Annotated in this window: 23 protein-coding genes; 13 read left to right on the forward strand and 10 right to left on the reverse strand. The window is 56.9% G+C overall.

Annotated features, from left to right (window positions below; all coding sequences use genetic code 11):
- The first annotated feature begins 92 nt into the window (after nt 1-92).
- On the forward strand, nt 93-890 hold the full coding sequence (locus PGR29_RS21230) for a sulfite exporter TauE/SafE family protein (RefSeq protein WP_308958369.1): 798 nt from the start codon (nt 93-95) through the stop codon (nt 888-890).
- Between the two features lie 80 nt (nt 891-970).
- Nucleotides 971-1,636, forward strand: a complete 666-nt coding sequence (locus PGR29_RS21235; protein ID WP_113374959.1) for an HAD family hydrolase — start codon at nt 971-973, stop codon at nt 1,634-1,636.
- Nucleotides 1,637-1,693: 57 nt separating this feature from the next.
- Here PGR29_RS21235 and phnE (PGR29_RS21240) read toward each other — a convergent pair whose 3' ends face one another.
- The 4 genes from phnE (PGR29_RS21240) to phnC form a co-directional block, all read right to left on the reverse strand.
- On the reverse strand, nt 1,694-2,578 hold the full coding sequence (gene phnE / locus PGR29_RS21240) for a phosphonate ABC transporter, permease protein PhnE (RefSeq protein ID WP_045388453.1): 885 nt from the start codon (nt 2,576-2,578) through the stop codon (nt 1,694-1,696).
- Nucleotides 2,575-3,447, reverse strand: a complete 873-nt coding sequence (gene phnE, locus PGR29_RS21245; RefSeq protein WP_316425262.1) for a phosphonate ABC transporter, permease protein PhnE — start codon at nt 3,445-3,447, stop codon at nt 2,575-2,577. Before phnE (PGR29_RS21245) ends, phnE (PGR29_RS21240) begins: the two co-directional genes overlap by 4 nt.
- Before the next feature lie 69 nt (nt 3,448-3,516).
- On the reverse strand, nt 3,517-4,458 hold the full coding sequence (gene phnD, locus PGR29_RS21250; protein ID WP_087859189.1) for a phosphonate ABC transporter substrate-binding protein: 942 nt from the start codon (nt 4,456-4,458) through the stop codon (nt 3,517-3,519).
- 31 nt (nt 4,459-4,489) lie between these two features.
- Complete coding sequence (gene phnC, locus PGR29_RS21255; protein WP_213794284.1) at nt 4,490-5,332, reverse strand: phosphonate ABC transporter ATP-binding protein; 843 nt, start codon at nt 5,330-5,332, stop codon at nt 4,490-4,492.
- Nucleotides 5,333-6,135: 803 nt separating this feature from the next.
- On the opposite strand from phnC, the gene ecpR reads away from it, so the two are divergent.
- Genes ecpR through PGR29_RS21285 form a run of 6 tightly spaced genes read left to right on the forward strand, consistent with a single transcriptional unit; the run spans nt 6,136 to nt 12,903 of the window.
- On the forward strand, nt 6,136-6,678 hold the full coding sequence (ecpR, locus tag PGR29_RS21260; protein ID WP_047063962.1) for an ECP biosynthesis operon DNA-binding transcriptional regulator EcpR: 543 nt from the start codon (nt 6,136-6,138) through the stop codon (nt 6,676-6,678).
- A gap of 60 nt (nt 6,679-6,738) precedes the next feature.
- Nucleotides 6,739-7,326 (forward strand): common pilus major fimbrillin subunit EcpA, encoded by a 588-nt coding sequence (ecpA, locus tag PGR29_RS21265; protein WP_015704519.1) that lies wholly within the window; start codon nt 6,739-6,741, stop codon nt 7,324-7,326.
- 57 nt (nt 7,327-7,383) lie between these two features.
- The gene (locus PGR29_RS21270) at nt 7,384-8,052 is read left to right on the forward strand and encodes a hypothetical protein (RefSeq protein ID WP_316425263.1); all 669 of its coding nucleotides are present in this window, start codon (nt 7,384-7,386) and stop codon (nt 8,050-8,052) included.
- Nucleotides 8,053-8,077: 25 nt separating this feature from the next.
- Nucleotides 8,078-10,603 (forward strand): fimbrial biogenesis outer membrane usher protein, encoded by a 2,526-nt coding sequence (locus PGR29_RS21275; RefSeq protein ID WP_308958682.1) that lies wholly within the window; start codon nt 8,078-8,080, stop codon nt 10,601-10,603.
- Nucleotides 10,604-10,646: 43 nt separating this feature from the next.
- Nucleotides 10,647-12,239 carry a fimbrial adhesin EcpD gene (ecpD, locus tag PGR29_RS21280; protein WP_227505038.1) on the forward strand — a complete coding sequence of 531 codons (1,593 nt, stop codon included), beginning with the start codon at nt 10,647-10,649 and terminating at the stop codon, nt 12,237-12,239.
- A complete protein-coding gene (locus PGR29_RS21285; protein WP_087859193.1) occupies nt 12,208-12,903 on the forward strand; it encodes a fimbria/pilus periplasmic chaperone in 696 nt (231 codons plus the stop codon). The genes ecpD and PGR29_RS21285 overlap by 32 nt, the downstream gene beginning before the upstream one ends.
- Nucleotides 12,904-12,920: 17 nt before the next feature.
- Here PGR29_RS21285 and PGR29_RS21290 read toward each other — a convergent pair whose 3' ends face one another.
- Nucleotides 12,921-14,102: an amidohydrolase gene (locus tag PGR29_RS21290; protein WP_316425264.1), complete on the reverse strand. Its 1,182-nt coding sequence runs from the start codon at nt 14,100-14,102 to the stop codon at nt 12,921-12,923.
- A gap of 11 nt (nt 14,103-14,113) precedes the next feature.
- The gene (locus tag PGR29_RS21295; protein WP_316425265.1) at nt 14,114-15,307 is read right to left on the reverse strand and encodes an MFS transporter; all 1,194 of its coding nucleotides are present in this window, start codon (nt 15,305-15,307) and stop codon (nt 14,114-14,116) included.
- A gap of 134 nt (nt 15,308-15,441) precedes the next feature.
- On the opposite strand from PGR29_RS21295, the gene PGR29_RS21300 reads away from it, so the two are divergent.
- A complete protein-coding gene (locus PGR29_RS21300) occupies nt 15,442-16,350 on the forward strand; it encodes a LysR substrate-binding domain-containing protein (RefSeq protein WP_316425267.1) in 909 nt (302 codons plus the stop codon).
- On the opposite strand, the gene PGR29_RS21305 is transcribed toward PGR29_RS21300, so the two are convergent.
- From PGR29_RS21305 to PGR29_RS21320, 4 genes are read right to left on the reverse strand one after another with little or no spacing between them, the layout of a single operon-like run.
- Nucleotides 16,310-17,014 (reverse strand): amino acid ABC transporter permease, encoded by a 705-nt coding sequence (locus tag PGR29_RS21305; protein WP_316425268.1) that lies wholly within the window; start codon nt 17,012-17,014, stop codon nt 16,310-16,312. The two genes, PGR29_RS21300 and PGR29_RS21305, sit on opposite strands and share 41 nt — an antisense overlap.
- Complete coding sequence (locus PGR29_RS21310; RefSeq protein WP_316425269.1) at nt 17,004-17,756, reverse strand: amino acid ABC transporter permease; 753 nt, start codon at nt 17,754-17,756, stop codon at nt 17,004-17,006. Before PGR29_RS21310 ends, PGR29_RS21305 begins: the two co-directional genes overlap by 11 nt.
- Entirely contained in the window at nt 17,753-18,571 is an 819-nt protein-coding gene (locus PGR29_RS21315; protein WP_015368099.1) for an amino acid ABC transporter ATP-binding protein, read from the reverse strand. Before PGR29_RS21315 ends, PGR29_RS21310 begins: the two co-directional genes overlap by 4 nt.
- A 5-nt stretch (nt 18,572-18,576) precedes the next feature.
- Nucleotides 18,577-19,386, reverse strand: a complete 810-nt coding sequence (locus PGR29_RS21320) for an ABC transporter substrate-binding protein (RefSeq protein ID WP_410477041.1) — start codon at nt 19,384-19,386, stop codon at nt 18,577-18,579.
- 280 nt (nt 19,387-19,666) lie between these two features.
- Between PGR29_RS21320 and PGR29_RS21325 the strand changes: the two genes are divergently transcribed.
- From PGR29_RS21325 to tauA, 4 genes are all read left to right on the forward strand, one after another.
- Nucleotides 19,667-19,843, forward strand: coding sequence for a hypothetical protein (locus PGR29_RS21325; protein ID WP_015368101.1), 177 nt, complete (start codon nt 19,667-19,669; stop codon nt 19,841-19,843).
- A gap of 229 nt (nt 19,844-20,072) precedes the next feature.
- Nucleotides 20,073-21,482 carry an S-methylmethionine permease gene (mmuP, locus tag PGR29_RS21330; protein ID WP_113373717.1) on the forward strand — a complete coding sequence of 470 codons (1,410 nt, stop codon included), beginning with the start codon at nt 20,073-20,075 and terminating at the stop codon, nt 21,480-21,482.
- Nucleotides 21,469-22,401, forward strand: a complete 933-nt coding sequence (mmuM, locus tag PGR29_RS21335) for a homocysteine S-methyltransferase (RefSeq protein WP_087859200.1) — start codon at nt 21,469-21,471, stop codon at nt 22,399-22,401. The genes mmuP and mmuM overlap by 14 nt, the downstream gene beginning before the upstream one ends.
- Nucleotides 22,402-22,622: 221 nt before the next feature.
- A complete protein-coding gene (gene tauA / locus PGR29_RS21340; protein WP_047042419.1) occupies nt 22,623-23,585 on the forward strand; it encodes a taurine ABC transporter substrate-binding protein in 963 nt (320 codons plus the stop codon).
- The last annotated feature ends 5 nt before the right edge of the window (nt 23,586-23,590 follow it).

A 23,590-nucleotide genomic window follows, 5' to 3' on the forward strand; every position in this document is an offset into this window, starting at 1 on the left:
CCTGGCTGAAAATCGTAATATATTGGCCTTTAATCGTAAGTCAGCCATTCCGCTATTCTATATCGTTACCTCCCTGAATGGAGGAACGGTAGATGATATTTGGGCTTTTTGTTTGCGGATTGTTGTCCGGGGTAACCACCTGGCTGTTTGGCTTCGGCGGCGGCTTTGTTACCGTGCCGCTGCTTTACCTGCTGCTGAGCCATCAGGGCGCAGTAGGCGGTCAGGCGATGCAAATAGCGGTAGCGACGTCGGCGCTGGTGATGCTGTGCACGTCGCTGTTGGCAAGCGGCCGCCATCTGCGCGCCGGAACGGTTCACTGGCGCTCCCTGCTGCCGATACTTGGCGGCATCGCCATCGGCGGTATTGCCGGCGCGGCGCTGGCGCTGAGGGTCAACGGCGAGTGGATCCGCTGGCTGTTCATTTTGTACCTGGCGGTGACCATCGTGGATTGCTACGTTCGCCCCGGCTTTATGGCGCCGTCGACGGCTTGCGCACCGTCGAGTGCAGGGCGCGAGACTATTCTTGGTGGCGGGATTGGCCTAATTGCCGCCTTCCTTGGCGTTGGCGGCAGCGTGATGACCGTACCGCTGATGCGCCGGCGTGGCGCGACGATGGCGCAGGCCGCGGCGATGGCCAATCTGTTGACGTTGCCGCTGGCGGCGACCGCCAGCCTGGCGTGGCTGCTGATGGCGCCGATGGCGGCGCTGCCCTCCGGTTTCATCGGCAATATCTGGTGGCTGGCGGCCGGATTGCTGGTAGCCGGAAGCTGGCTGGGATTGCGGGGCGCATCGCGCTGGTTGGCAAAACTTCCCGATCGCTGGCACGTGCGGATCTACCCGCTACTATTGCTACTGGTGCTGCTGGCGATGGGCTTTGGCGGGATGGGCTGAAACGCAGCCGGATCATGCTCCTGTCATCTTCTTTATACATGCTCTCGCAGGCTTATATTGCTGATTATGGAAAATGACCGATGTCTAATGCTGTGACGATTTTCGATCTGGATAACACCCTGATTAAAGGGGACAGTAGTACGCTGTGGAGCCAGTTTATGGTGCGCGAAGGCTGGGTGAGCGACCCGGAATATCTGGCGCGCGAGGCGCAGCTGATGGCGGATTACGACCGCGGGGAAATGAATATCGCCGATTATGTCGCGCTGATTCAGGCGCCGCTGATTGGTATCCCGCAGTGGCGGGTGGATACGCTGGTGGCGCGTTTCGTGCGTGAAAAGGTGTTGCCGCGCGTCTACCCACAGGCATGGGACGTTATTCGTACCCTACAGGCGCGAGGGGAAAAAATGTTAGTGATCTCCGCCTCGGTAACGCTGCTGGTGCAGGCGATAGCCGCCGAGCTGGGGATCGAACAGGCGTTGGGTATTGATGTTGAAATGGCGGATGGCGGCTACAGCGGTGTGATTGCCGGTACCCCGAGCTATCAGCAGGGCAAAGTAACGCGCCTGGCGCAGTGGCGCGAGGCGCATCCTGACTATACTGGCGAAGTCACTTTTTATACCGATTCGATAAACGACCTGCCCCTGTGCCTGCATGCGGATCGCGTGCGGTTGGTCAACCCCTGTCCGCAACTGCTGGCAGCCAACGCCCGGCACGGCTGGCCGGTGCTGGCGTGGCGGATCGAATAACGAGACGTTTTCCCTGGTTCGTAGCCCCGGTAAGCGTAGCGCCACCGGGGAGAGGGGTTATTGCTGACTTTGATACAACGGCACTACGCTGCCGCCGATATAACGGCGGCGCAGCCAGGCGGAGAGGGTGTCCATGACCATGACCACCGCGACCAGCAACAGGGTAATAAACATCACCACATCCCAGTTCCACAAACGCATATTTTCCGCGTAGATGAGGCCAATCCCGCCCGCGCCGACAAAACCTAACACCGCGGCGGAACGGGTGTTGGATTCAATCTGATATAAACTCAGCGCCAGGAAAGTCGGGAACGACTGGGTGAAAATGCCGAAGCGGTGTTTCTGCAGACCATTAGCGCCGACGGCGGTGAGGCCGCGTCCCGGCGAACGATCTACCGCCTCGTGGCCTTCAGCATACAGGCGGCCCAGCAGGCCGGTATCCTGCATAATAATCGCCAGTACCCCCGCCAGCGGCCCGAGCCCTACGGCGCGCACGAAAATCAGACCCCAGATAGCCATATCGATACCGCGCAGCATGTCAAACAAGCGGCGCATCAACACGGCGATAATGCCGGGAATCACGCCGCGCATAATATTGCGCGCCGCCAGGAATGACAGCAACAGCGCGATGACCGTCGCGGTAATCGTCCCGGCGAAGACGATGGCAAGCGTAATGGCGATTTGCGTGAAGTAATAGGCAAACGGCCAGTTCCAGAAATCGTGCCAGACGAACATCCGCAGCAGATAGCGCCCCATCTGCTGTAGTCCGGTAGCCAGTTGTTCGCTGCTGATACCGAACTGCATAAAGAACCAGACGTAATAAAGTACGCTCGCCAGCGCCAGCAGGCCGACGTAGCGCAAGTATCGCCCCTGGGTCTTATACAGCGCCTGATGCTGGCGGCGGCTGGCGGCGATATCCGGTTGATGTTGCCATTGGCTCATTTTTTCCCCTCCAGAACCCACTGGCGCAGGCGGCCGGAAAGCATATCCAGCAGCGACACCACAATAATGATCAGCAGCAGCGTCATGCTGACCTGATCGTAACGATCGAGCTTAATGTTGGTCATCAGCTCCTGGCCGATCCCGCCGGCGCCCACCAGACCAAGAATGGTGGATGAGCGGAAGTTGATCTCAAGGCGCATGAAGCCGTAAGAGAGAAAAATTGGTTTCACCTGCGGCCACAGGGCAAAACGCACCTTCTGCAGCGCCGATGCTCCGCAGGCCGCCAGCCCGCGCACCGGTTTTTCCTGCGCGCTTTCCACCGCTTCATAGAACAGTTTGGTCAGGCTGCCGACCGTATGCAGCATCAGCGCCAGAAAACCGGGGATCGCGCCGATACCGAACGCCATGACGAAAATGACCGCCCAGGCCAGCTCTGGCATGGTGCGTAAAAAGGCCACCAGCACGCGAACGGCGAAGCGTAGCGGCGCCGGTGACCAGGCGTTATTGGCGGCGAGGAAAGCCAGTATCGTCGCTACCGCGACCGCCACCAGCGTGGAGGCCAGCGCCAGCTGCAGCGTCTCCCAAATCAGCGGCAGCTGAATCGGTAGGCGATAGCCCCAGTACGCCAGCGAGCCTTTGGTATGAGAATCGGCTAACAGGACGCCCGGATGCAGCGTCGGCAGCGTCTCGAACATATAATCGAGAAAGTTTGGCAACGAGCGCCAGATGGTGAACAGATTAAACTCGGCGGCGTGCCCGGCGGCAAAGTAGAGCGCCAGCAGCACCAGCGACCAGCCGAAGGTATCGCGCTTTTGCCGCGTCCTGACCTGCTGGTAATAACGTTCAAATTCGGTATGGGTATTATTCATGCGGCGAAAAGGTCTTTAACGTAGCGCCGCCGTCCGCATTGATCTGCGAACGGCGGCATCAGTACGGGATTAACGCGCGCTAACCAGTTCGCGTTTCATATCGATGATCTGCTGGAAATCGGCCACGCTGCCCGGGCCGATGTGCTGAGTACCGCCCATCGCTTTCACAAAACAGGCGTGATCGTCGGTATCCAGTTTTTTAAGCGCGGTGACGACTTTGGCTTTGAAGTCCGCCGGCAGCGCATTGCTAACGAGGATCGGGCCGTTCGGGATCAGCGGCGATTGCCAGATAATCCGGATTTGCTTCATCAAATCCGGATGATCCATGCGAATCAGGCGATTAAAAGCGCCTACGCTGTAGCCGCTGTTGTAGTCGCCGACCATTGAGGTCCAGGTGACCGCGCCGGCAAACTGGCCGTTCAGCACGCCGAGAATGTCCTGCTCGTGGCCGCCGGAGAAGGTGACGCTGGAGAAGAAGTTATTGTATTTGTTATCCGCGTCGCCGCCGAATTTCTGTTTAAAGGCGTGGTTTGGAATTAAATAACCGGAAGTGGAATCCGGGTCGGCGAAGCCAAAGGCTTTGCCTTTTAAATCGTCCAGCGTTTTATACGGGCTGTCAGCTTTGACGATGACCACCGAGTGGTAGCCGCGGGACTGATCTTTATCATCAACGGCGATACCGACAATATCGACGGCTTTCGGGTTATTGATATAGACCGAGGCATAAGAAGAAGGCGACATACTTAATACGACATCGACTTTACCACCCAGCAGTCCCTGAATGACGCCAGAATAATCGGATGAGTTACGTAATTTGGTATCGACCTTCAGCTCTTTATCAAGAAACTGTTTCACGCACTGGTTATCGCCAATTTGCTGCGTGGCGTTTTGACCGCCGAGGATCCCCAGATTTAATTCCTTCGGCTGTTCAGCGGCGCTCGCTTGCCACGTCAGTAATAGAGCTGCGAGTGCTGCGGATAAACGAACTGCGCCATTAATATGTTTGTTCATTATTTTGCCCGTGTGTTTTTACTAAAGGAAATTAATGCAATTGGCTAATTTCATCGCCGTACAACCGATGCAGGACATCCTGAGTCAGCTGTGCGGGATGATCGTCGAAAATGATGCGGCCTTTGGCGACGCCAATGACCCGGGTGCAGTACTCTTTGACCAGTTCGACCGAATGCAGGTTGACCATCACGCTAATCCCCTGGCCGCTGATTTCCCGCAATACGTTCATAATTCGCTGGGTGTTTTTGGGATCGAGCGAGGCGACGGGTTCATCCGCCAGCAGGATCCCGGGGTTTTGCATCAGCGCACGGCAAATTGCTACGCGCTGCATCTGGCCGCCGGAGAGGTTTTCCGCCCGCTGTAGCGCGTGCGGCAACATGTTCATCCACTCGAGAAGAGAGATGGCGCGAGCCCGGTCGGCGTCAGGGAAAACCTTAAACAGCGACTTCAGGGTTGAGGTTTGACTCAGGCGGCCGAGCAGTACGTTAGTCAGCACATCAAGGCGCGGCACGAGACAGAAGTCCTGGAAAATCATGCCGCATTCGCTGCGCCAGGCATTGAGCGCGCGTCCTTTCAGGCGTGAAACATCATGTGGCATACCCACTTCCGGAAAGCTGAGTATTTCACCGCCGGTGGCGCTGTGAGTACCGTTCAGGACATGCAGCAGCGTGGATTTCCCGGCTCCCGAGCGGCCAATCACTCCCACCAGCTCGCCGGCATGGAGGTCAAAGCTGATGTTATCGAGCACGGTTTGCTGCGCATTATAAGATTTACTCAGGTTGCGCACGCTTAAGACTTTCCGCTGCCGGGTTGGGGTGATGGGCGTAATTAGCGAAAATTCGGTTTCCGCCACCGCGGCAAGAGAGCTGTTCATAAGAGTGTCCTGGTTCGTCATAAACTGGCCACTATTAATCGCGTTTTGTGTGAACTTTCGATGACGGTAAGGCGAACAAATAATGAAAGCGTGATGAAACGCTTATCTGCAAGGCAAGAGGAACATGTCAGCGGCAATCATTGCGTAATGGACTACACTAATGAAAATGAGAGTAAATAAGAAAGAAATATGAGAAGTAATCTCATTCTCTTAGATATCATTCTTTCATTGGATTAATAGTCCTCTGCAAGTGGTTTTTTTGTTTATGTTTAGGCTTTTTGTGCGGTGCTTAAAACCATTCATGCAGCTTATGATTGGGTGAATCGTCTTGTAAATAATGATTGTGTGGCATTATCCTCTTACTTTTGTGTGTTATTAAGATTTTTCGCAACGTCACTTATCTTGTCCATTAAGAATATTCCTAATGAATTAGGGTTATGATCCTGGATGATATAATAATCGATTCGGATTGTAGGAATTTTCGATCAATAACCACATGAAATTAAATGTTTTTTGTTTTTGAGCAAAAAATAGGATTTCGCCAAAAAGCAAAAAATTGACATAAATGAGAATTAGCTTCACATCCTGCTTGTTGACACTTAATCAGAAAAAACCTAAATTTGAATCCAACAAAAAATATAAATCGATAAATAATTTCGACATTATTAATTATTAAATAATGCCGCTGGTGTTTTATTATAACCAATTTAAACAGGGGTAATTTGCAGGTTTAATCTCTGCAGGCCTGGCTATCGGCGATGGGGTGAAAGGTAGTATTCCAGGATGAAGAGGATAAACAGTATATGGACGAACAATGCTCCCTTGATAAGTGTATTTGGCCAGCCCATGATACTTATTTTTTAAAAGGCTTATCGGAACTCATTTTAGATATCGAAGAACTTATTTATTTGTCACTGGATAAAATATGTAAGGATTTTTTGTTTATCAATCTGAGTACCAATGCATTAAATTACTTTATTCGCTATGACAACGACTGGTTAGCCAAGGCCAAGGGCAAACAAATCATTCTGATTGCCGCGAGAAAGTCAGAAGCGTTAGCCAATTATTGGTATTACAACGGTGATATTCGCGGCGTGGTGTATGTCGACCTCGCGCGCGATATAAGAAAAGATCTGGCCTATGTAATTAATGGCCGGTTTCTGCGTAAAGATATAAAGAAAGAAAAAATTACTGACCGGGAAATGACGGTGATCAGAATGACGGCCCAGGGAATGCATCCGAAATCTATCGCCAGAATTGAAAATTGCAGTGTGAAAACTATTTATACCCATCGGCGAAATGCTGAGGCCAAGCTGTATTCAAAAATTTATAAATTAGTTATGTAACGTTTATTTAGTGGTACACCGGGACGACTTGTCCTTAATTAAACTCAGGATGAAAAAGCTATGAAAAAAAAGGTTATTGCTATTGCTCTGGTAACGGCGTTTGCTGGAATGGGTGTTGCTCAGGCTGCTGATGTCACTGCTCAGGCCGTTGCTACCTGGTCTGCAACCGCGAAAAAAGACACTTCCAGCAAACTGGTTGTTACCCCGCTTGGCAGCCTGGCTTTCCAGTATGCCGAAGGGATTAAAGGCTTTAACTCACAAAAAGGTCTGTTTGATGTTGCGGTTGAAGGCGATACCACGGCGACTGCCTTCAAACTGACTTCACGTCTTATCACTAACACTCTGACTCAGCTGGATACCTCCGGCTCAACGCTGAGCGTGGGCGTGGATTATAACGGCGCCGCGGTAGAAAAGAGTGCTGACACCATCATGATCGACACCGCTAACGGCGTACTGGGCGGCAACCTCAGCGCGCTGTCTAACGGCTACAACACCGCAGGCCGCACCACCGCGCAGGACGGCTTTAACTTCTCCATCATCAGCGGTACCACCGACGGCACCACCGCGGTAACCGATTACAGCACGCTGCCGGAAGGGATCTGGAGCGGTGACGTGAGCGTGCAGTTCGACGCAACCTGGACCAGCTGATTTTCTCGTAGCACCGGGCAGGGGGAATACCCCTGCCTCTTCATGGACTGAACGCTTATGAAAAAACATCTCCTGGCCATTGCCCTGCTGCTTGGATTGGCTAACCCTGCGCGGGCGCTGGATGTCGGCGATATCTCTTCCTTTATGAACAGCGGCAGCAGCACGCTGAGTAAAGAGATTAAAAATACCACCGACAGCGGCCGCTTAATCAACATTCATCTGGAACGTCTCTCTTCACCGCTGGATGGCGGCAAAGTGATCCCGATGGATAAACAGGATGAAGTCCTGTTGACCCCCGCCAGCTTGTTATTGCCCGCAAAGGCCAGTGAAGTGGTGCGCTTTTTCTACAAAGGCCCGGCGGATGATAAAGAGCGCTACTACCGCATTGTCTGGTTCGATCAGGCCTTAAGCGATGCCCAGCGCAATGGCTCCCAGCGCAGCGCGGTGGCCACCGCTTCAGCCCGCATCGGCACCATTCTGGTGGTGGCGCCGCGTCAGGCTAATTTTCGCTACCAGTTTGCCGGCGACACGCTGACCAATACCGGTAACGCCACCCTGCGCATCATCGCCTACGGCCCGTGTCTGAAAATCGCTGATGGCAAAGAGTGCAAAGAAAACTATTACCTGATGCCGGGGAAATCGCGTCGCTTCACGCGCGTCAATATTGCTGACAAAAAAGGACGGGTCGCGCTCTGGCAGGGCGAGCAGTTTGTTCCCGTGAAATAGACATGTGTGCTGATGGATTAAGACTATGCCTTTACGACGGATCACCCCTGGACTGAACGCGCTGCTTGCCTCCGGCATGGTTCTTTTGCTGGCGCCTTATAGCGACAGCATGGCCGCCGAGCGCGTGCAGCAAATCGGCGGCGTGATTATCCCGCAGGCTTTCAGCCAGGCTTTGCAGGACGGCATGAGCATCCCTCTGTTTATTCATCTTGAAGGCAGCCGCGATAATCAGAACGATCAGCGTATCGGCGCCGCGTATATCTGGCTTGATGGCGATGTGCTGCGGGTTCGGCAAATCACCCTCGAAGAGGGCGATGACAACGCTCGCGTCAGCGACGAGACACGTCAACAGCTCAGCCGTTTATCCAATGAGGCTTTCAACGATGCGCTGAAGATCCCCTTAACCGATGCCGCGCAGCTGCAACTTAGTCTGCGCCAGTTGCTGCTACAACTGGTGGTGAAACGTGAGGCGCTGGGAACCGTGCTGCGGTCGCGCAGCGAGGATATTGGCCAGTCGAGCGTTAAAACCTTCAGTAATAACCTTACCTACAACCTCGGGGTCTACAACAACCAGATGCGTAGCGGCGGCAGTAATACCTCCAGCTATTTGTCACTCAATAGCGTTAGCGCGCTGCGCGAGCATCACGTGGTGCTCGACGGCTCGCTGTACGGCATCGGCACCAGCCACCAGGACAACGAACTGTATAAAGCGATGTACGAGCGCGACTTCGCCGGGCACCGTTTTGCCGGCGGGATGCTGGATACCTGGAACTTACAATCGCTGGGGCCGATGACCGCGATTTCGGCCGGTAAAATCTACGGCGCGTCGTGGGGCAACCAGGCCAGCTCGACGGTATTTGACAACAGCCAGTCGGCAACGCCAGTGGTGGCATTCTTACCGGCGGCAGGCGAGGTTCACCTGATGCGCGACGGGCGCCTGTTAAGCGTGCAGAACTTCGTCATGGGGAATCATGAAGTTGATACCCGAGGCCTGCCGTACGGTATTTACGACGTTGACGTCGAAGTTATCGTTAACGGAAGAGTGGTCAGCAAACGCACCCAACGCGTCAACAAACTGTTCAGCCGTGGACGCGGCGCGGGCGCGCCGCTGGCCTGGCAAATCTGGGGCGGTAGTTTCCACATGGACCGCTGGTCGGAAAGCGGTAAAAAGACGCAGCCGGCGAAAGAGAGCTGGCTGGCGGGGGCGTCGGCTTCCGGATCGTTGAGTACGCTCAGTTGGGCGGCCACCGGCTACGGCTACGATAGCAACGCCGTCGGCGAAACGCGCATTACGCTGCCGCTAACCGAGGCGGTGAATATTAACCTGCAAAACATGCTGGCCAGCGACAGCTCCTGGAGCAGCATCGGCAGCGTCAGCGCCACCTTACCCGGCGGCTTTAGCTCGTTGTGGATTAACCAGGAGAAGACCGTCATCGGCGATAAGCTGCGCCGCAGCGATGCCGATAACCGGGCGATCGGCGGCACGCTGAACCTGAACGCCCTGTGGTCAAAACTAGGCACTTTTAGCATCAGTTACAACGATGACCGCCGCTACAACAGCCATTACTACACGGCGGATTATTACCAGACGATTTATAGCGGCTCTTTTGGCTCGCTAGGCCTGCGCGCGGGCTTACAGCGCTATAACAACGGCGATAGCAACGCCAACACCGGGAAATATATCGCCCTCGATTTATCACTGCCGCTGGGCAACTGGTTCAGCGCCGGGATGACCCACCAGAACGGCTATACCATGGCCAACATTTCGGCGCGTAAGCAGTTTGATGAAGGAGCGATTCGAACCGTCGGCGCCAATATTTCGCGGGCGATTTCCGGCGATACCGGCGACGACAAAACCTTAAGCGGCGGCGCTTATACGCAGTTTGAAACGCGCTATACCAACGGCACGCTGAACGTCAACAGCGGCGCCGACGGCTACGTGAACACCAACCTGACCGCCAGCGGCAGCGTCGGCTGGCAGGGGAAAAATATCGCCGCCAGCGGAAGAACCGACGGCAACGCCGGGGTGATCTTCAATACCGGGCTGGAAGACGACGGCAAGCTCAGCGCTAAGGTTAACGGGCGCATCGTGCAGCTCAGCGGTAAACGCAATTATCTGCCGCTGTCGCCGTACAGCCGCTATGAAGTCGAACTGCAGAACAGTAAAAACTCGATCGACAGTTACGACATTGTCAGCGGCCGTAAGAGCCACCTGACGCTTTATCCCGGTAACGTGGCGGTGATCGAGCCGGAAGTGAAGCAGATGGTCACCGTCTCGGGGCGCATCCGCGCCGAAGACGGCACGCTGCTGGCGAACGCGCGCATTAATAACCATATCGGTCGCACCCGTACCGATGAGAACGGTGAATTTGTCATGGATGTCGATAAAAAATATCCCACCATCGATTTTAGCTACGGCGGAAATAAAACCTGCGAAGTGGCGCTGGAGCTCAGCCAGGCGCGCGGCGCGGTGTGGGTAGGGGACGTAGTATGCAGCGGTCTCTCTTCATGGGCGGCGGCGCAGCAGACAGGAGAAGGTAATGAAAGCTAAGTGGCTACTCGCTTTGGCGACGCTGACGATTGCGCCGCTGGCGATGAACGCTAAGGCGGCGGTGACAAAATATTCTGAAGCCGCTGCTCCGGCGCGCGAATTTGTCTTTGTCGAGAACAACTCTGATGACAACTTCTTTGTCACCCCTGGCGGCGCGCTGGATCCCCGTCTGACCGGCTCAAACCGCTGGACCGGGTTAAAATCAACCGGTTCTGGCGATACCGCGTACCGTCAGGTCAGTCTGGGTTATATCGATGATGGTCACAACCATGGGATCTCCGCTAATTACCGGTTTGATATGTGGCTGGATAATGCGCCGGTCTCTCACCCTTTACTGGGTTTACGGTGTATTAACTGGTACTCGGGATGCGACCTGGCAACCAGCCTGATTTTACCCCAGTCAACCGATGCTAATGGATTTTACGGCGTCTCAACGGGGAGCGGGACGAAATGGCGGCACGGGATGATGTCCGATGCCTTTTATCAATACCTGCAGCAGATGCCGATCGGCGGTAGTTTTACGATGACGATTAATTCCTGTCAGACATCGGTCGCTTACGATGCGAGCAAAGGCGAGCGTTGTAAAGATCAGGCGTCAGGTACCTGGTATATCCGTGACGTAACCCATACCAAAGCGGGGCACTTACGCCTGATAAACACCCACTCACTGGCGGAAGTGTTTATCAACAGCGACGGCGTGCCCACGCTGGGTGAAGGCAATGCCGATTGCCGTACACAAACGATTGGTTCTCGCTCCGGTTTAAGCTGCAAAATGGTTAACTATACGCTGCAGACTAATGGGTTAAGCAACAGTTCGATTCACATTTTCCCGGCTATCAGTAACTCTGCGCTGGCATCGGCAGTAGGTAACTACGATATGCAGTTCAGCCTTGACGGTAACTCATGGAAACCGGTCAACGGCATTCTGCAGTATTACACTTTCAACGAGATGAAGAGCTCTGATTCTATTTACGTCTTTTTCTCCAGTAACTTTTTCAAGCAGATGGTGGCGTTGGGCATTAGCGACATCAACACCAAAGACTTGTTTAACTTCCGTTTTTATAACACCACTTCGCCGGAATCCGGCTGGTATGAATTTTCGACATCCAATAGCCTGATTATCAAACCGCGTGATTTCAGCATCAGCATTATCTCCGATGAGTACACCTCGGCGCCTACGCGTGAGGGTTACGTCGGCAGCGGCGAACCGGCGCTGGATTTCGGCTACATCGTCACCACCAGCGGCAAAACCGCCGCCGATGAGGTGTTGATTAAAGTGACCGGCCCGTCACAGGCGATTAGCGGGCGCTCGTATTGTCTGTTCAGCTCGGCGGACGGTACCGCGCAGGTGCCGTTTCCGGCGTCGCTCTCTTTCATTACCCAAAGCGGGGCGACGAAAAGTTACGACGCAGGCTGCGACGATAGCTGGCACGACATGACCGATGCGCTATGGCTGACCACGCCGTGGACTGATATTTCCGGCGATGTGGGGCAGATGGATAAAACAACGGTGCGCTTCTCGATTGCTATGGACGATCCTATCTCGCTGCGCACCATCACCGACAACGGCTGGTTTGGCGAGGTCAGCGCTTCAGGAGAGATTCATGTCCAGGCGACGTGGCGTAACATTAATTAAGCTGGCGCTGGCGAGCCTGTGGCTGCTGGCTACGCCGCTGGCGCAGGCGATTTCTGTCGGTAATCTGACCTTTTCGCTGGCCTCTGACGCTGAGTTTGCGGCGAAGAGAGTTATCAACAACAATAAAAGCGCGCGGCTATATCGGGTGTCGATCGTTGGCATCGACCGGCCCGGCGGCCGTGAGGTGCGCCTCCGTCCGGCGGACGGCGAACTGCTGTTCGCCCCGCGCCAGCTGACGCTGCAGGCGGGCGAAAGCGAATATTTTAAGTTCTATTATCACGGGCCGAAGGATAACCGCGAACGCTACTATCGGGTCTCGTTTCGTGAAATTCCCACCCGCAACCTGGTGATGCGCGCCCCGGCGGGCGGGCAGATCAGCATGGAGCCGGTGGTGGTGATGGATACCATCCTGGTGGTGCGCCCGCGGCAGGTTCAGTTTAAATGGGCGTTCGATAAAGCGGCGGGAAGCGTCAGTAATACCGGCAATACCTGGTTTAAGCTGCTGATCAAACCGGGATGCGACACCACGGAAGAGGAGGGGGACGCCTGGTATCTGCGCCCCGGCGATGTCGTTCGCCAGTCGTCGCTGCGTAAGCCCGGCAACCACTACATCATCTATAACGAGAAATTTATTAAAATCAGCAATGATTGCCCGGTGAAATAGCCGGGCAATCGCCTGAATTATTCCTCGTTCAGCAACTGACTCACCAGCGCGATATGGGTCTTAATGCCGACCGCCAGCGCATCTTCGTCGATGCGAAAATGCGGGTTGTGCACGTTCCACGTCGCCCCTTTTTGCGGGTTGCCACAGCCGATAAACAGGAAGGTACCGGGGATTTTCTCCTGGTAGGAGGAGAAATCCTCGCTGCCGAATAGCGCCTTATCCTGCAGCTGCAGCGTGCCTGCCGGGAAATGGCGGGCTATGGCTTCGCGGGCGATATGATTGGTGGTGTCGTGGTTGTTGCCCACCGCATAGCCCTGCTGCCATTTGATTTCGTAGCTGGCGCCGTGGGCGGCGGTGATGCCGTCGATAATCCGCGCCATCAGCGGCGGTACCGCCTCGCGCACCTGCTGGCTATGGGTACGCAGCGTCCCGGCCAGACGCGCGCTGTCGGGGATCACGTTATAGCTATCGCCGGCCTGAAAAGTGGCGATAGTTAGCACCGGCGCGTTGGCCGGGTCGATATGGCGGGCGACGATCTGCTGCAGCGCGCCGACCACTTCCGCGCCGATGGTCACCGGATCGATACAGTGCTGCGGCATCGAGCCGTGGCCGCCTTTGCCGCGAATGGTGATATCAAAGTTATCGCTGGAAGCGACGTACACCCCCTCTTTCACGGTTATCACGCCAACCGGGCTGGTGGGGAAAACATGCAGGCCGAAAATATGTTCAACGTCGTCAACCACGCCCAGCTCAACCAGCTCACGCGCGCCGCCCGGCGGCACCTCTTCCGCGGGCTGGAAGATGAATTTAATGCTGCCGTGCAGCTGTTCGCGAAGCTGGCACAAGACTTTCGCCGCCCCCATCAGCATCGCGGTATGCGCGTCGTGACCGCAGGCGTGCATCACGCCGGGCTTCGTTGAGCAGAATGCTTCACCACTCTCTTCCTGGAGCGGCAGGGCATCGATATCGGCACGCAGCGCCCACATGGGCCCAGGATGCGCGCCACGCAGTACGGCAATCACGCTATTTTCCAGCGGGCGGCTGATCTCAAGGCCGGAAAATAGCGCCAGCTCGCGGGCGATGTAATCGGCGGTCGGCTTCTCGTTAAACGACAGATCCGGGTGGGCGTGGATATGCCGACGCCAGCGCAGCGCTTCCTCGGCCGCGGCGGAAATGAATTGTTCAGTGGCGTAATGCATCAGTGACTCCTTCAATCAATTACGGGCTGACTGACGACGGTTTTACGTTTCATGAGCGGTAGCACCGCCAGCGCGGAGCAAACCATCGCCAGTGAAAGAAACAGGAAAGCGCTGGCGTAGCCGTGGGTTTTCTCCACCAGATAGCCAATGACGATCGGCGAGACAAAGCCGCCGAGGGTACCGCCGGTATTAATCAGACCGATGGCCGAGCCCATCATATTTTCCGGCAGGCGCTTCATCGGCAGGGTAAAGGCGGTGACGAAGGTCGACATCAGGAAAATTTCGCCGATAAACAGCAGCAGGCTGGCGATAAGCGGCGTCCGGGCGTGGAAGATGGCGAAGATCGCCACGGCGCTGATTAGCGCGCTAATAGCAATCACCAGCGGTTCGCGATTAAGAAAATATTTACCCACCAGCCAGCCGGTACCGAGCGATGAGATCCAGATCCCAAGCCCCCCCGCGGCCACCACGTAGCCGGATGCAGACAGCGACATCCCCATACTCTGAACAAAAAACTTCGGCAGCCAGGCCATCAGGCCATAGCTGGGAATATTGACGCAAAAGATAGCCAGAAAGAGCAGGATAACCGTGGGGTTACGCCACAGGGCGGCGCCGGCGGCGCTCTGTTTCGCGACCATCGCCGTCGGTTGTCGGCGCGGCACGCGCAGGGCGATCAGCAGGGCGATAGCGCAGGCCACGATCCCCAGTACGGTGAACGACAGATGCCAGCCAAGCAGCGCCAGCGCGTTAACGGCGATAATCGGCCCAATGGTCATTGCCAGTCCCGCTGACGACAGCAATATCGATTGGGCGAAGGTACGTTGTTCTAGAGTGAAGTTGCTTACCACCGCCTTGGCGCAGGAGCAGGGATAGCCTGAATGGCCGACGCCTGACAGAAAGCGGAACAGCAGCAGCAGGCCGAAGCTCGCTCCCAGCAGGCCAAAGCACAGCGCGAATATCCCCAGCGCCGCCAGCGACAGCACCAGCATCGTTTTGTAGCCAATGCGATCGTTAAGCCAGCCCGCCGGCACCTGAAACAGCGAATAGGCGAGAAAAAAGATGCCGGTAATGTAGCCCAGCTGTTCGGCATTGAGGCCGAACTCCTTTTCGATAGGCAGCAGCGCGAAGCCGGTGACGGTTTTGTCGATGTAAACGACTACGTAGCCGATAAACAGTAAGAAGATCATCTGAGACTGACTTTTCATTTTTTTCCGCCCGGTGTCTCATGGTTGCATGTGTTGTCGTGGGGAATTCCCCCACTGCATCCTCAGGCTTTACCCGCGCGGCGGGAAGATATAATTTTTCTATAGGTGATGCTTTTTTCTGATAGGGGTGAGCGGTGAAATATCTTCCCAAATTGAACCAGCTGCAGGCGCTACGGCAGGTGGCGCGTAGCGGCAGCATCCGCTCGGCGGCGCGTGAACTGGGGCAATCGCAGCCGGCGCTGAGCCGGACATTACGTGAGCTGGAGCAAATCCTCGGCACGCAACTTTTTCTGCGCAGCAAAGAAGGCGTCGCCCTGACCGAAGCGGGAATCGCTTTCTTACAGCGCGCGGAGTGGGTGCTGGAGGAGCTGCGGCGCGCGGCGGATGAGGTGGAACAGATAAACCATGTCACCCACGGTCGGCTGACGGTCGGTTTTTCGTCGCTGATAGCCCTGACGGTGTTTCCGCAGGTGGCCGAAGGATTTAAGCAAGCGCTGCCGCAGGTACAGATGACGGTGAAAGAGGGGCAGCTTTCGTCGCTGCTGCCGGGCGTCCGCAGCGGAGAGATTGACCTGGCGATCGGTTCGGTCGACCCGATGCATCCGCCGGAAGGGGTGATGCTGGAACCGCTGTTTACCGCGCCGTTCTGCGTCATCGCGCGCAAGGGGCATCCGCTGGCCCAGGAGAGCGATCTGCTGGCGCTGCGTAAAGCCCGCTGGCTGCTGCCGGAGTCGCCGATGGGTTACTATCAGCAGCTACAAAACGAGCTGATTCACTTTTATCGCCAGGTGTCGATTACCCCGCTGCGCACCGACTCGGTGATTGTCGGCTTGCAGATGGTACTGGAATCCGATTATCTGACCATCGTCGCGCGCGCCATGAGCCAGCCGCTGCAGCTTGGCGATAAGCTGGTCACGCTGCCGGTATCCACGCTCCCGGCGGCGCAGTATTGCGCGGTATGGTCGCAAAAATCGGCGCTCACCGCCAATGCCCGGCTGTTTCTCAATCGACTGCGAAGCGCCTGTCAGCGCTACTCCTGGTAAAACGGCGGCTCGCCAGCTGGCTGAGGGCGCAGCACAGCAAATAGTAAACCGCGCCGGTAAAGACGAATATCGCCAGCGGATAGATTTGCACCCGGTTATTGACCTGCCCGGCGACGGTGGTGAGTTCCGGCACGTTGACGATAAACGCCAGCGAGGTGTCTTTCAGCAGGCCGATAAAAATGCCGACCAGCGACGGCTGGACGTTGCGCAGCGCCTGCGGCAGCAGGATTAAGCGTAGCGTCTGACCGGGGGCGAATCCCTGCGTCAGCGCCGCTTCATGCTGGCCGCCGGGCAGGGCGCGCAGCCCCGCCAGCACCGAGTGCATCACCGAGGCGGCGGTGAACCACGCCAACGCCAGCGTGACCGTCACCGCGCCCGGCAGATCGCCGCCGGTCATCATCGGCAGCAGATACCATAGCCAAAAAATAACGAAGATCAGCGGGATACCGCGAATAATTTCCGCCCACAGGAACAGCAGACGACGGACCGCTCCGCCGTAGCGCCAGGCGGCGCAGGCCAGCAGGATCCCACCCGGTAGCGCCAGCGCGGTTGCGCCGATGGCCATCAGTAAGGTGAGCGCCACGCCGCCGGGTTGGCCTTCCGCCAGCCGTCCCCACAGCAGATAATCAAGGTTGTCGGCGATCACCGCGAGGTTAGCGTTCATGTTGTGCGCTCCGTGGCTGACGATATCCCGGACCGAAGCGCGTCAGCGCCAGCCCCATAGCGATACCCAGCGCCAGATACAGTGCGGTGCCGATAGCAAAGGCCTCCAGCGCGTGGGCGTTATAGCTTTCGATTTGCCGCACCTGATAGGTGAGTTCGGCAAAGCCGATACCGCTGGCCAGCGAAGAGAGTTTCATCAGGTTCAGGTACTGGCCGACAATCGGTTGCCAGGCGTTGGCCAGCCCCTGCGGTAGCAGAATAAAACGTAATTCCCCCCACGGGCTAAATCCCTGCGACAGCGCCGCTTCGCGCTGGCCGTGGCTCACGGCGCGCAACCCGGCGGCAATCTCCTCCACCAGAAATGCCGAGGTAAATACGCCGAGCCCCCACATTGAGCAGAGAAATTCCGGCGTCAGCCACCAGACGTCGCCCGGTAGAATCGACCAGCTATGGGAGTCGTTGATAAAATCGCGCGCCGCCAGCGGCAGCAGGTTCCAGGCGGCGAAGTACCAGAACAGCAGTTGAACCAGCAGCGGCGTATTGCGAAACAGCGATACCCACGCCGCCACCAGCCAGCGGCCGGGGCGTCCGCCGCCGAGACGCAGGGCCAGCAGCAGCACCGCCAGCGCGGTGGCCAGCAGTATCCCGGCCACGCTGACCCAGACGGTAGTGAGAAAACCGGAGATAATCCACTGTAGCGGCTGGCCGCTAAGTACGCCATGCCAGTCGAGAGTTGCCATCACTCAATGCTCTCCTGATGCAGCGGGTCGAGCACCTTCTGCAGAAAACGGCGGGTACGCGCATGCTGCGGGCGGGCGAAAAATTCCGCCGGCGGCGCGGTTTCGAGGATTTCGCCACCGTCGATAAACACCACCCGGTCGGCGATTTCGCGGGCAAACTGCATCTCGTGAGTGACCACCACCATGGTGATGCCGCTGTGGGCCAGGGCTTTCATCACCTGCAGCACTTCGCCGATCATCTCCGGATCCAGCGCCGAGGTCGGTTCATCGAACAGGATGATTTGCGGCGAGGAGGCAAGGGCGCGGGCGATGGCGACGCGCTGCTGCTGGCCGCCGGAGAGCTGAGCGGGCATCTGCCGCGCTTTATCCGTGAGACCGACCTGGGTGAGTAATTCCAGCGCCCGCTTTTGGGCGGCATCGTGTTGCCAGCCGTGCACGCGCTCCAGCGCGAGGGTAATATTCTCCTGCGCCGTCAGGTGAGCGTAGAGATTGAACTGCTGAAAAACGAAGCCGACCCGGCTGCGCAATTGGCGCAGCGCGCTGCCGGTCAGGCGGCGGGTCGGTTTGCCATCGATGAGGATCTCGCCGCCGCTTAACGATTCAAGCTGGTTGATCAGGCGGATCAGCGTTGATTTACCCGATCCTGATGGCCCGAGGATCGCCACCACTTCGCCGGGATTGACCGTTAAATTAACGCCGTTAAGTACCTGATGATCGCCGTAGCGTTTAACCACGTCGCGAAAGGTAATACTGGCCTGCTGCAGATGCGAGAAATCCGCGGCTGAAGCCGCGGAGCGTGAAAATAAGGCGGAAAACATCAGGGTTATTTCGCTTCTATGGTAAAGGCGCGCGGCTGCGGAGAGGCGGTGCCAGGGCCAAACCAGGTGTCGTAGATTTTCGCCGCCTGGCCGGATTTTTCCAGCTTAACCAGCTCGTCGTTTACCGCTTTCAGCAGCGCCGGTTCGCCTTTTTTCACGCCGACGCCAATCTCTTCTTTGCTCAGCAGGTCCGGCAGAATTTTAAAGTTGGCTTTATCCGGCGCGCCCGCCAGCAGCCCGGCGAGAATGGTGCTGTCCTGGGTAATCGCCTGCACGTTGCCGTTTCGCAGGGCGGTCAGCGCCAATGGAATATCGTCATAGGAGAGTACCCGCGACTGCGGGAAGCGCTGGTGCAGCGCCTGTTCGCCGGTGGTACCTTTTACCGCGCCGATGCGCGCTTTGCTGTAGTCATCCAGTTTATCCGGCGACTTAGCCGGAACCAGGAACTGCTGGCCGGTCACAAAGTAGGGCGTTGAGAAATCAATTACCTGCGCGCGCTCCGGGGTAATGGTGATATCGGCGACGATCAGGTCGGCCTTACCGGACTGCAACAGCGGAATACGGTTAGCCGGGTTAGTGGCCACCAGCTCAAGTTTGACGCCAAGAGATTTTGCCAGCGCCTGCGCGAAATCGACGTCGTAACCCACCAGCTGATGGGTTTTAGCATCCACGGAACCAAACGGCGGGTTGGCGTCGAAGGTGGCGACTTTCACCACTCCGGCGGCTTTGATATCGGCTAACTGGTCGGCCTGCGCCTGGGCGGCCAGCAGCAGCGCGCCCAGCGAAAAAGCGATTTTGGTATAAGTTTTATGCATCATCATTCCCCTGAATCCCTGTTTTGTTTTGTGTTTATCACGCTCCCACAAAAGCGCCTCGTCCGGCAAAGAAGAAAAAATTCTTATCTATAACCAAAATCTCTTAATAAAAATGGGGGTATTGCTGTTAACCAAATCGCTTTTACAGGAAGGGGTTAGTCACCGAAGCGCAGCGGCGAATATGCATCTTCCAGGATTACAAATTCGGAATTGATATTTCCCGCCCGTCGGCGATTGTGGTTGAAATAACAACAACGCAAACCCGACCGATGGAGGAGAAATGAAAGTAGCGCTGTGGCAACGGATTACCGGCTGGCTGGCTTTTTTATCTAACGGAGAAGCCGGGCAGCAAGATGGCCAACGGATGATGGAGGCGATCTTGCCGGTCGCCAGCCTGTATGGCGTGGATCTCGGCAACGTGGAAACCCGGTGGTTTCGCCATGACAAAACATACTGAGCGGCGCTGGACGCGCGAAGCCTACTGGAACGAGGTGTGCTCTGTGTAGCCGAAGGCTGCTTGCGGTTGCGGTAAAAAGGAGAGGCTCCGCAGCCCAAGCAGCTTTAAACCCAGGCTCCTACGCCTGTTCGCCCTGTTTTTTCCTATCCCCGTTTTGCAATTTCCCCGCCGTCACGGTATAAATGACCTTCATTTGGATGTTTAGACGTCCATGCATAAAGAAGGCAATATGCAAACAACATCACAACAACAAGGTGGGCAACTTAAGCGCACCATGAAAACGCGCCACCTGATTATGCTCTCGCTGGGCGGCGTCATTGGCACAGGGTTATTCTTCAATACCGGCTATATTATCTCGACCACCGGCGCGGCGGGCACGCTGCTGGCGTATCTGATCGGCGCGCTGGTGGTCTGGCTGGTGATGCAGTGTCTTGGCGAACTGTCGGTGGCGATGCCGGAAACCGGCGCCTTTCACGTGTATGCCGCGCGTTATCTTGGCCCGGCGACCGGCTATACCGTGGCGTGGCTCTACTGGCTGACCTGGACCGTGGCGCTCGGCTCGAGCTTTACCGCCGCCGGATTCTGTATGCAGTACTGGTTCCCGCAGGTGCCGGTGTGGGTCTGGTGCGTGATTTTCTGCGCGGTGATTTTCGCCCTGAATGTTATCTCTACCCGCTTCTTTGCCGAAGGCGAATTCTGGTTCTCGCTGGTCAAAGTGATCACCATCATTGCTTTTATTATTCTCGGCGGCGCGGCCATCTTCGGCTTTATTCCGCTGACTGACGGTTCACCGGCGCCGGGGCTGCATAACATCACCGCCGAAGGCTGGTTCCCTCATGGCGGCCTGCCGATCCTGATGACTATGGTGGCGGTGAACTTCGCTTTCTCGGGCACCGAACTTATCGGCATCGCCGCCGGCGAGACGCAAAATCCGCATCAGGTGATACCGGTCGCGATCCGCACCACTATTGCCCGGCTGATTATTTTCTTTATCGGCACCGTTTTCGTGCTCGCGGCGCTGATCCCGATGCAGCAGGCGGGGGTGGAAAAAAGCCCGTTCGTACTGGTGTTTGAAAAGGTCGGTATTCCTTATGCGGCGGATATTTTTAACTTCGTGATCCTGACCGCGATTTTGTCGGCGGCCAACTCCGGCCTGTATGCCTCCGGACGGATGCTGTGGTCGCTATCAAATGAGAAGACGTTGCCAGCCTGCTTTGCCAAAGTGAATAAACGCGGCGTGCCGCTAACCGCGCTGTCGGTGAGCATGCTGGGCGGCGTGCTGGCGCTATTTTCCAGCGTAGTCGCGCCGGATACGGTGTTTGTTGCGCTGTCGGCGATTTCCGGTTTTGCGGTGGTCGCGGTATGGCTGAGCATCTGCGCGTCGCATTTTGTCTTCCGCCGCCGCCATCTGCAGCAGGGCAAAGCGTTAAGCGAGCTGCACTATCGCGCGCCGTGGTATCCGCTGGTGCCGGCGCTGGGGTTTGTCCTCTGCCTGGTGGCCTGCGTGGGGCTGGCCTTTGACCCAAGCCAGCGTATTGCGCTGTGGTGCGGGATCCCGTTCGTCGCGCTGTGTTATGGTGCTTACTATCTGACTCGTACACGGAAATTAACTCAGGAGCCGCAACATGCCGCAGAATAATCCGCTAACCGCTATCCTTGAAACGCAACCGTTCGTGCTGCTGGATGGCGCGATGGCGACGGAGCTGGAAGCGCGCGGCTGCAATCTGGCCGATAGTTTATGGTCGGCGAAGGTACTGCTGGAAAACCCGCAGCTGATCCGCGATGTGCATCTCGACTATTTCCGCGCTGGCGCACAGGTGGCGATCACCGCCAGCTATCAGGCAACACCGGCAGGCTTTGCCGCCCGCGGACTGGATGAGGCGCAGTCGAAGGCGCTGATAGGTAAAAGCGTCGAGCTGGCGCGTAAAGCCCGCGAGGCGTATCTGGCGGAAAACCCGCAGGCGGGAACGCTGCTGGTGGCCGGGTCGGTCGGGCCATATGGCGCGTATCTGGCGGATGGCTCTGAGTATCGCGGCGATTATCAGCGCAGCGCGGAGGCGTTTCAGACGTTCCACCGTCCGCGCGTCGAAGCGCTGCTGGATGCCGGGGCGGATCTACTGGCCTGTGAAACGTTGCCGTCGTTTGCCGAAATCACGGCGCTGGCGGCGCTGCTGCGTGACTACCCGCGCGCCCGCGCCTGGTTCTCGTTGACCCTGCGCGATGCCGAACATCTCAGCGACGGCACGCCGCTGCGCGAGGTTGTTGCGGTATTGGCCGATAATCCTCAGGTGCTGGCGCTGGGGATTAACTGTATCGCGCTGGAAAATACCACCGCCGCGCTGCAGCACCTGCACAGTCTGACGTCGCTGCCGCTGGTGGTCTATCCTAACTCCGGCGAGCACTATGATGCGCTGACCAAGACCTGGCATCATCACGGCGAAGCCTGCGCGACGCTTGCGGCCTATCTGCCGCAGTGGCTGGCGGCTGGCGCCAGGCTGATTGGCGGCTGCTGTCGCACCACGCCGCAGGATATCGCCGCGCTGGCGGCGGGCCGCTAACACCTGTATTTCTTTCCCCCCGGATGGCGGCGCTCCGCGCCTGATCCGGGCTACCAGTACCGCGAGCCGGGGGAACCCATTTCTTTAATCCCTGTTTTTAACTATCTAATCCCGATTTTCTTCTAAAAACGATTCGCTATTAGGCAGAATTTTTAATTACTTCATCTCCACGCTGATGCCGGAAATACTGCACCCATAACAACTAAGGGGAAGCAGACACTATGGCATTCACATCGCGAATTACTCTTCTGGCGGCGCTGGCTTTCGCTGCCTTCCAGGCTCAGGCGGTTAACGTCACCGTCGCCTATCAAACCTCCGCTGAACCGGCGAAAGTCGCCCAGGCGGATAACACCTTCGCCAAAGCCAGCGGCGCCACCGTTGACTGGCGTAAATTCGACAGCGGCTCCAGCATCGTACGCGCGCTGGCCTCAGGCGATGTGCAAATCGGCAACCTCGGTTCCAGCCCGCTGGCGGTGGCCGCCACTCAGCAAGTACCGATTGAAGTGTTCCTGCTGGCCTCAAAGCTTGGGAATTCCGAAGCGCTGGTGGTGAAAAAAGATATCACTAAGCCGGAAGATCTGATTGGCAAACGCATTGCGGTACCGTTTATTTCGACCACCCACTACAGCCTGCTTTCCGCGCTGAAACATTGGGGAATCAAACCGGGTCAGGTGCAGATTATCAACCTGCAGCCGCCGGCGATTATTGCCGCCTGGCAGCGCGGCGATATCGATGGCGCTTACGTGTGGGCGCCAGCCGTTAACGAACTGGAAAAAGAGGGCAAGGTGCTGACCGACTCCGCGCAGGTGGGGCAATGGGGCGCGCCGACGCTGGATGTCTGGGTCGTACGTAAAGACTTTGCCGAGCAGCATCCGGAAATCGTGAAAGCTTTCGCTAAAAGCGCCATCGACGCGCAGCAGCCCTATATCGCCAACCCGGATGCGTGGCTGAAGCAGCCGGAAAATCTCAGCAAGCTGTCGCGACTGAGCGGCGTGCCGGAGGCGGATGTACCGGTGTTAGTCAAAGGCAATACCTATCTTACCGCCGCCCAGCAGGCGCAGGAGCTTAACGGCCCGGTGAACCAGGCGATTATCGATACCGCGAAATTCCTCAAAGAGCAGGGGAAAGTGCCGGCCGCAGGAACCGACTATAGCCAGTTCGTTACCGACCGTTTCGTGAAATAAAAGGA

It is taken from the genome of Klebsiella sp. 141203 (assembly GCF_032601985.1).
GTDB classification, from domain to species: Bacteria; Pseudomonadota; Gammaproteobacteria; order Enterobacterales; family Enterobacteriaceae; genus Klebsiella; species Klebsiella aerogenes.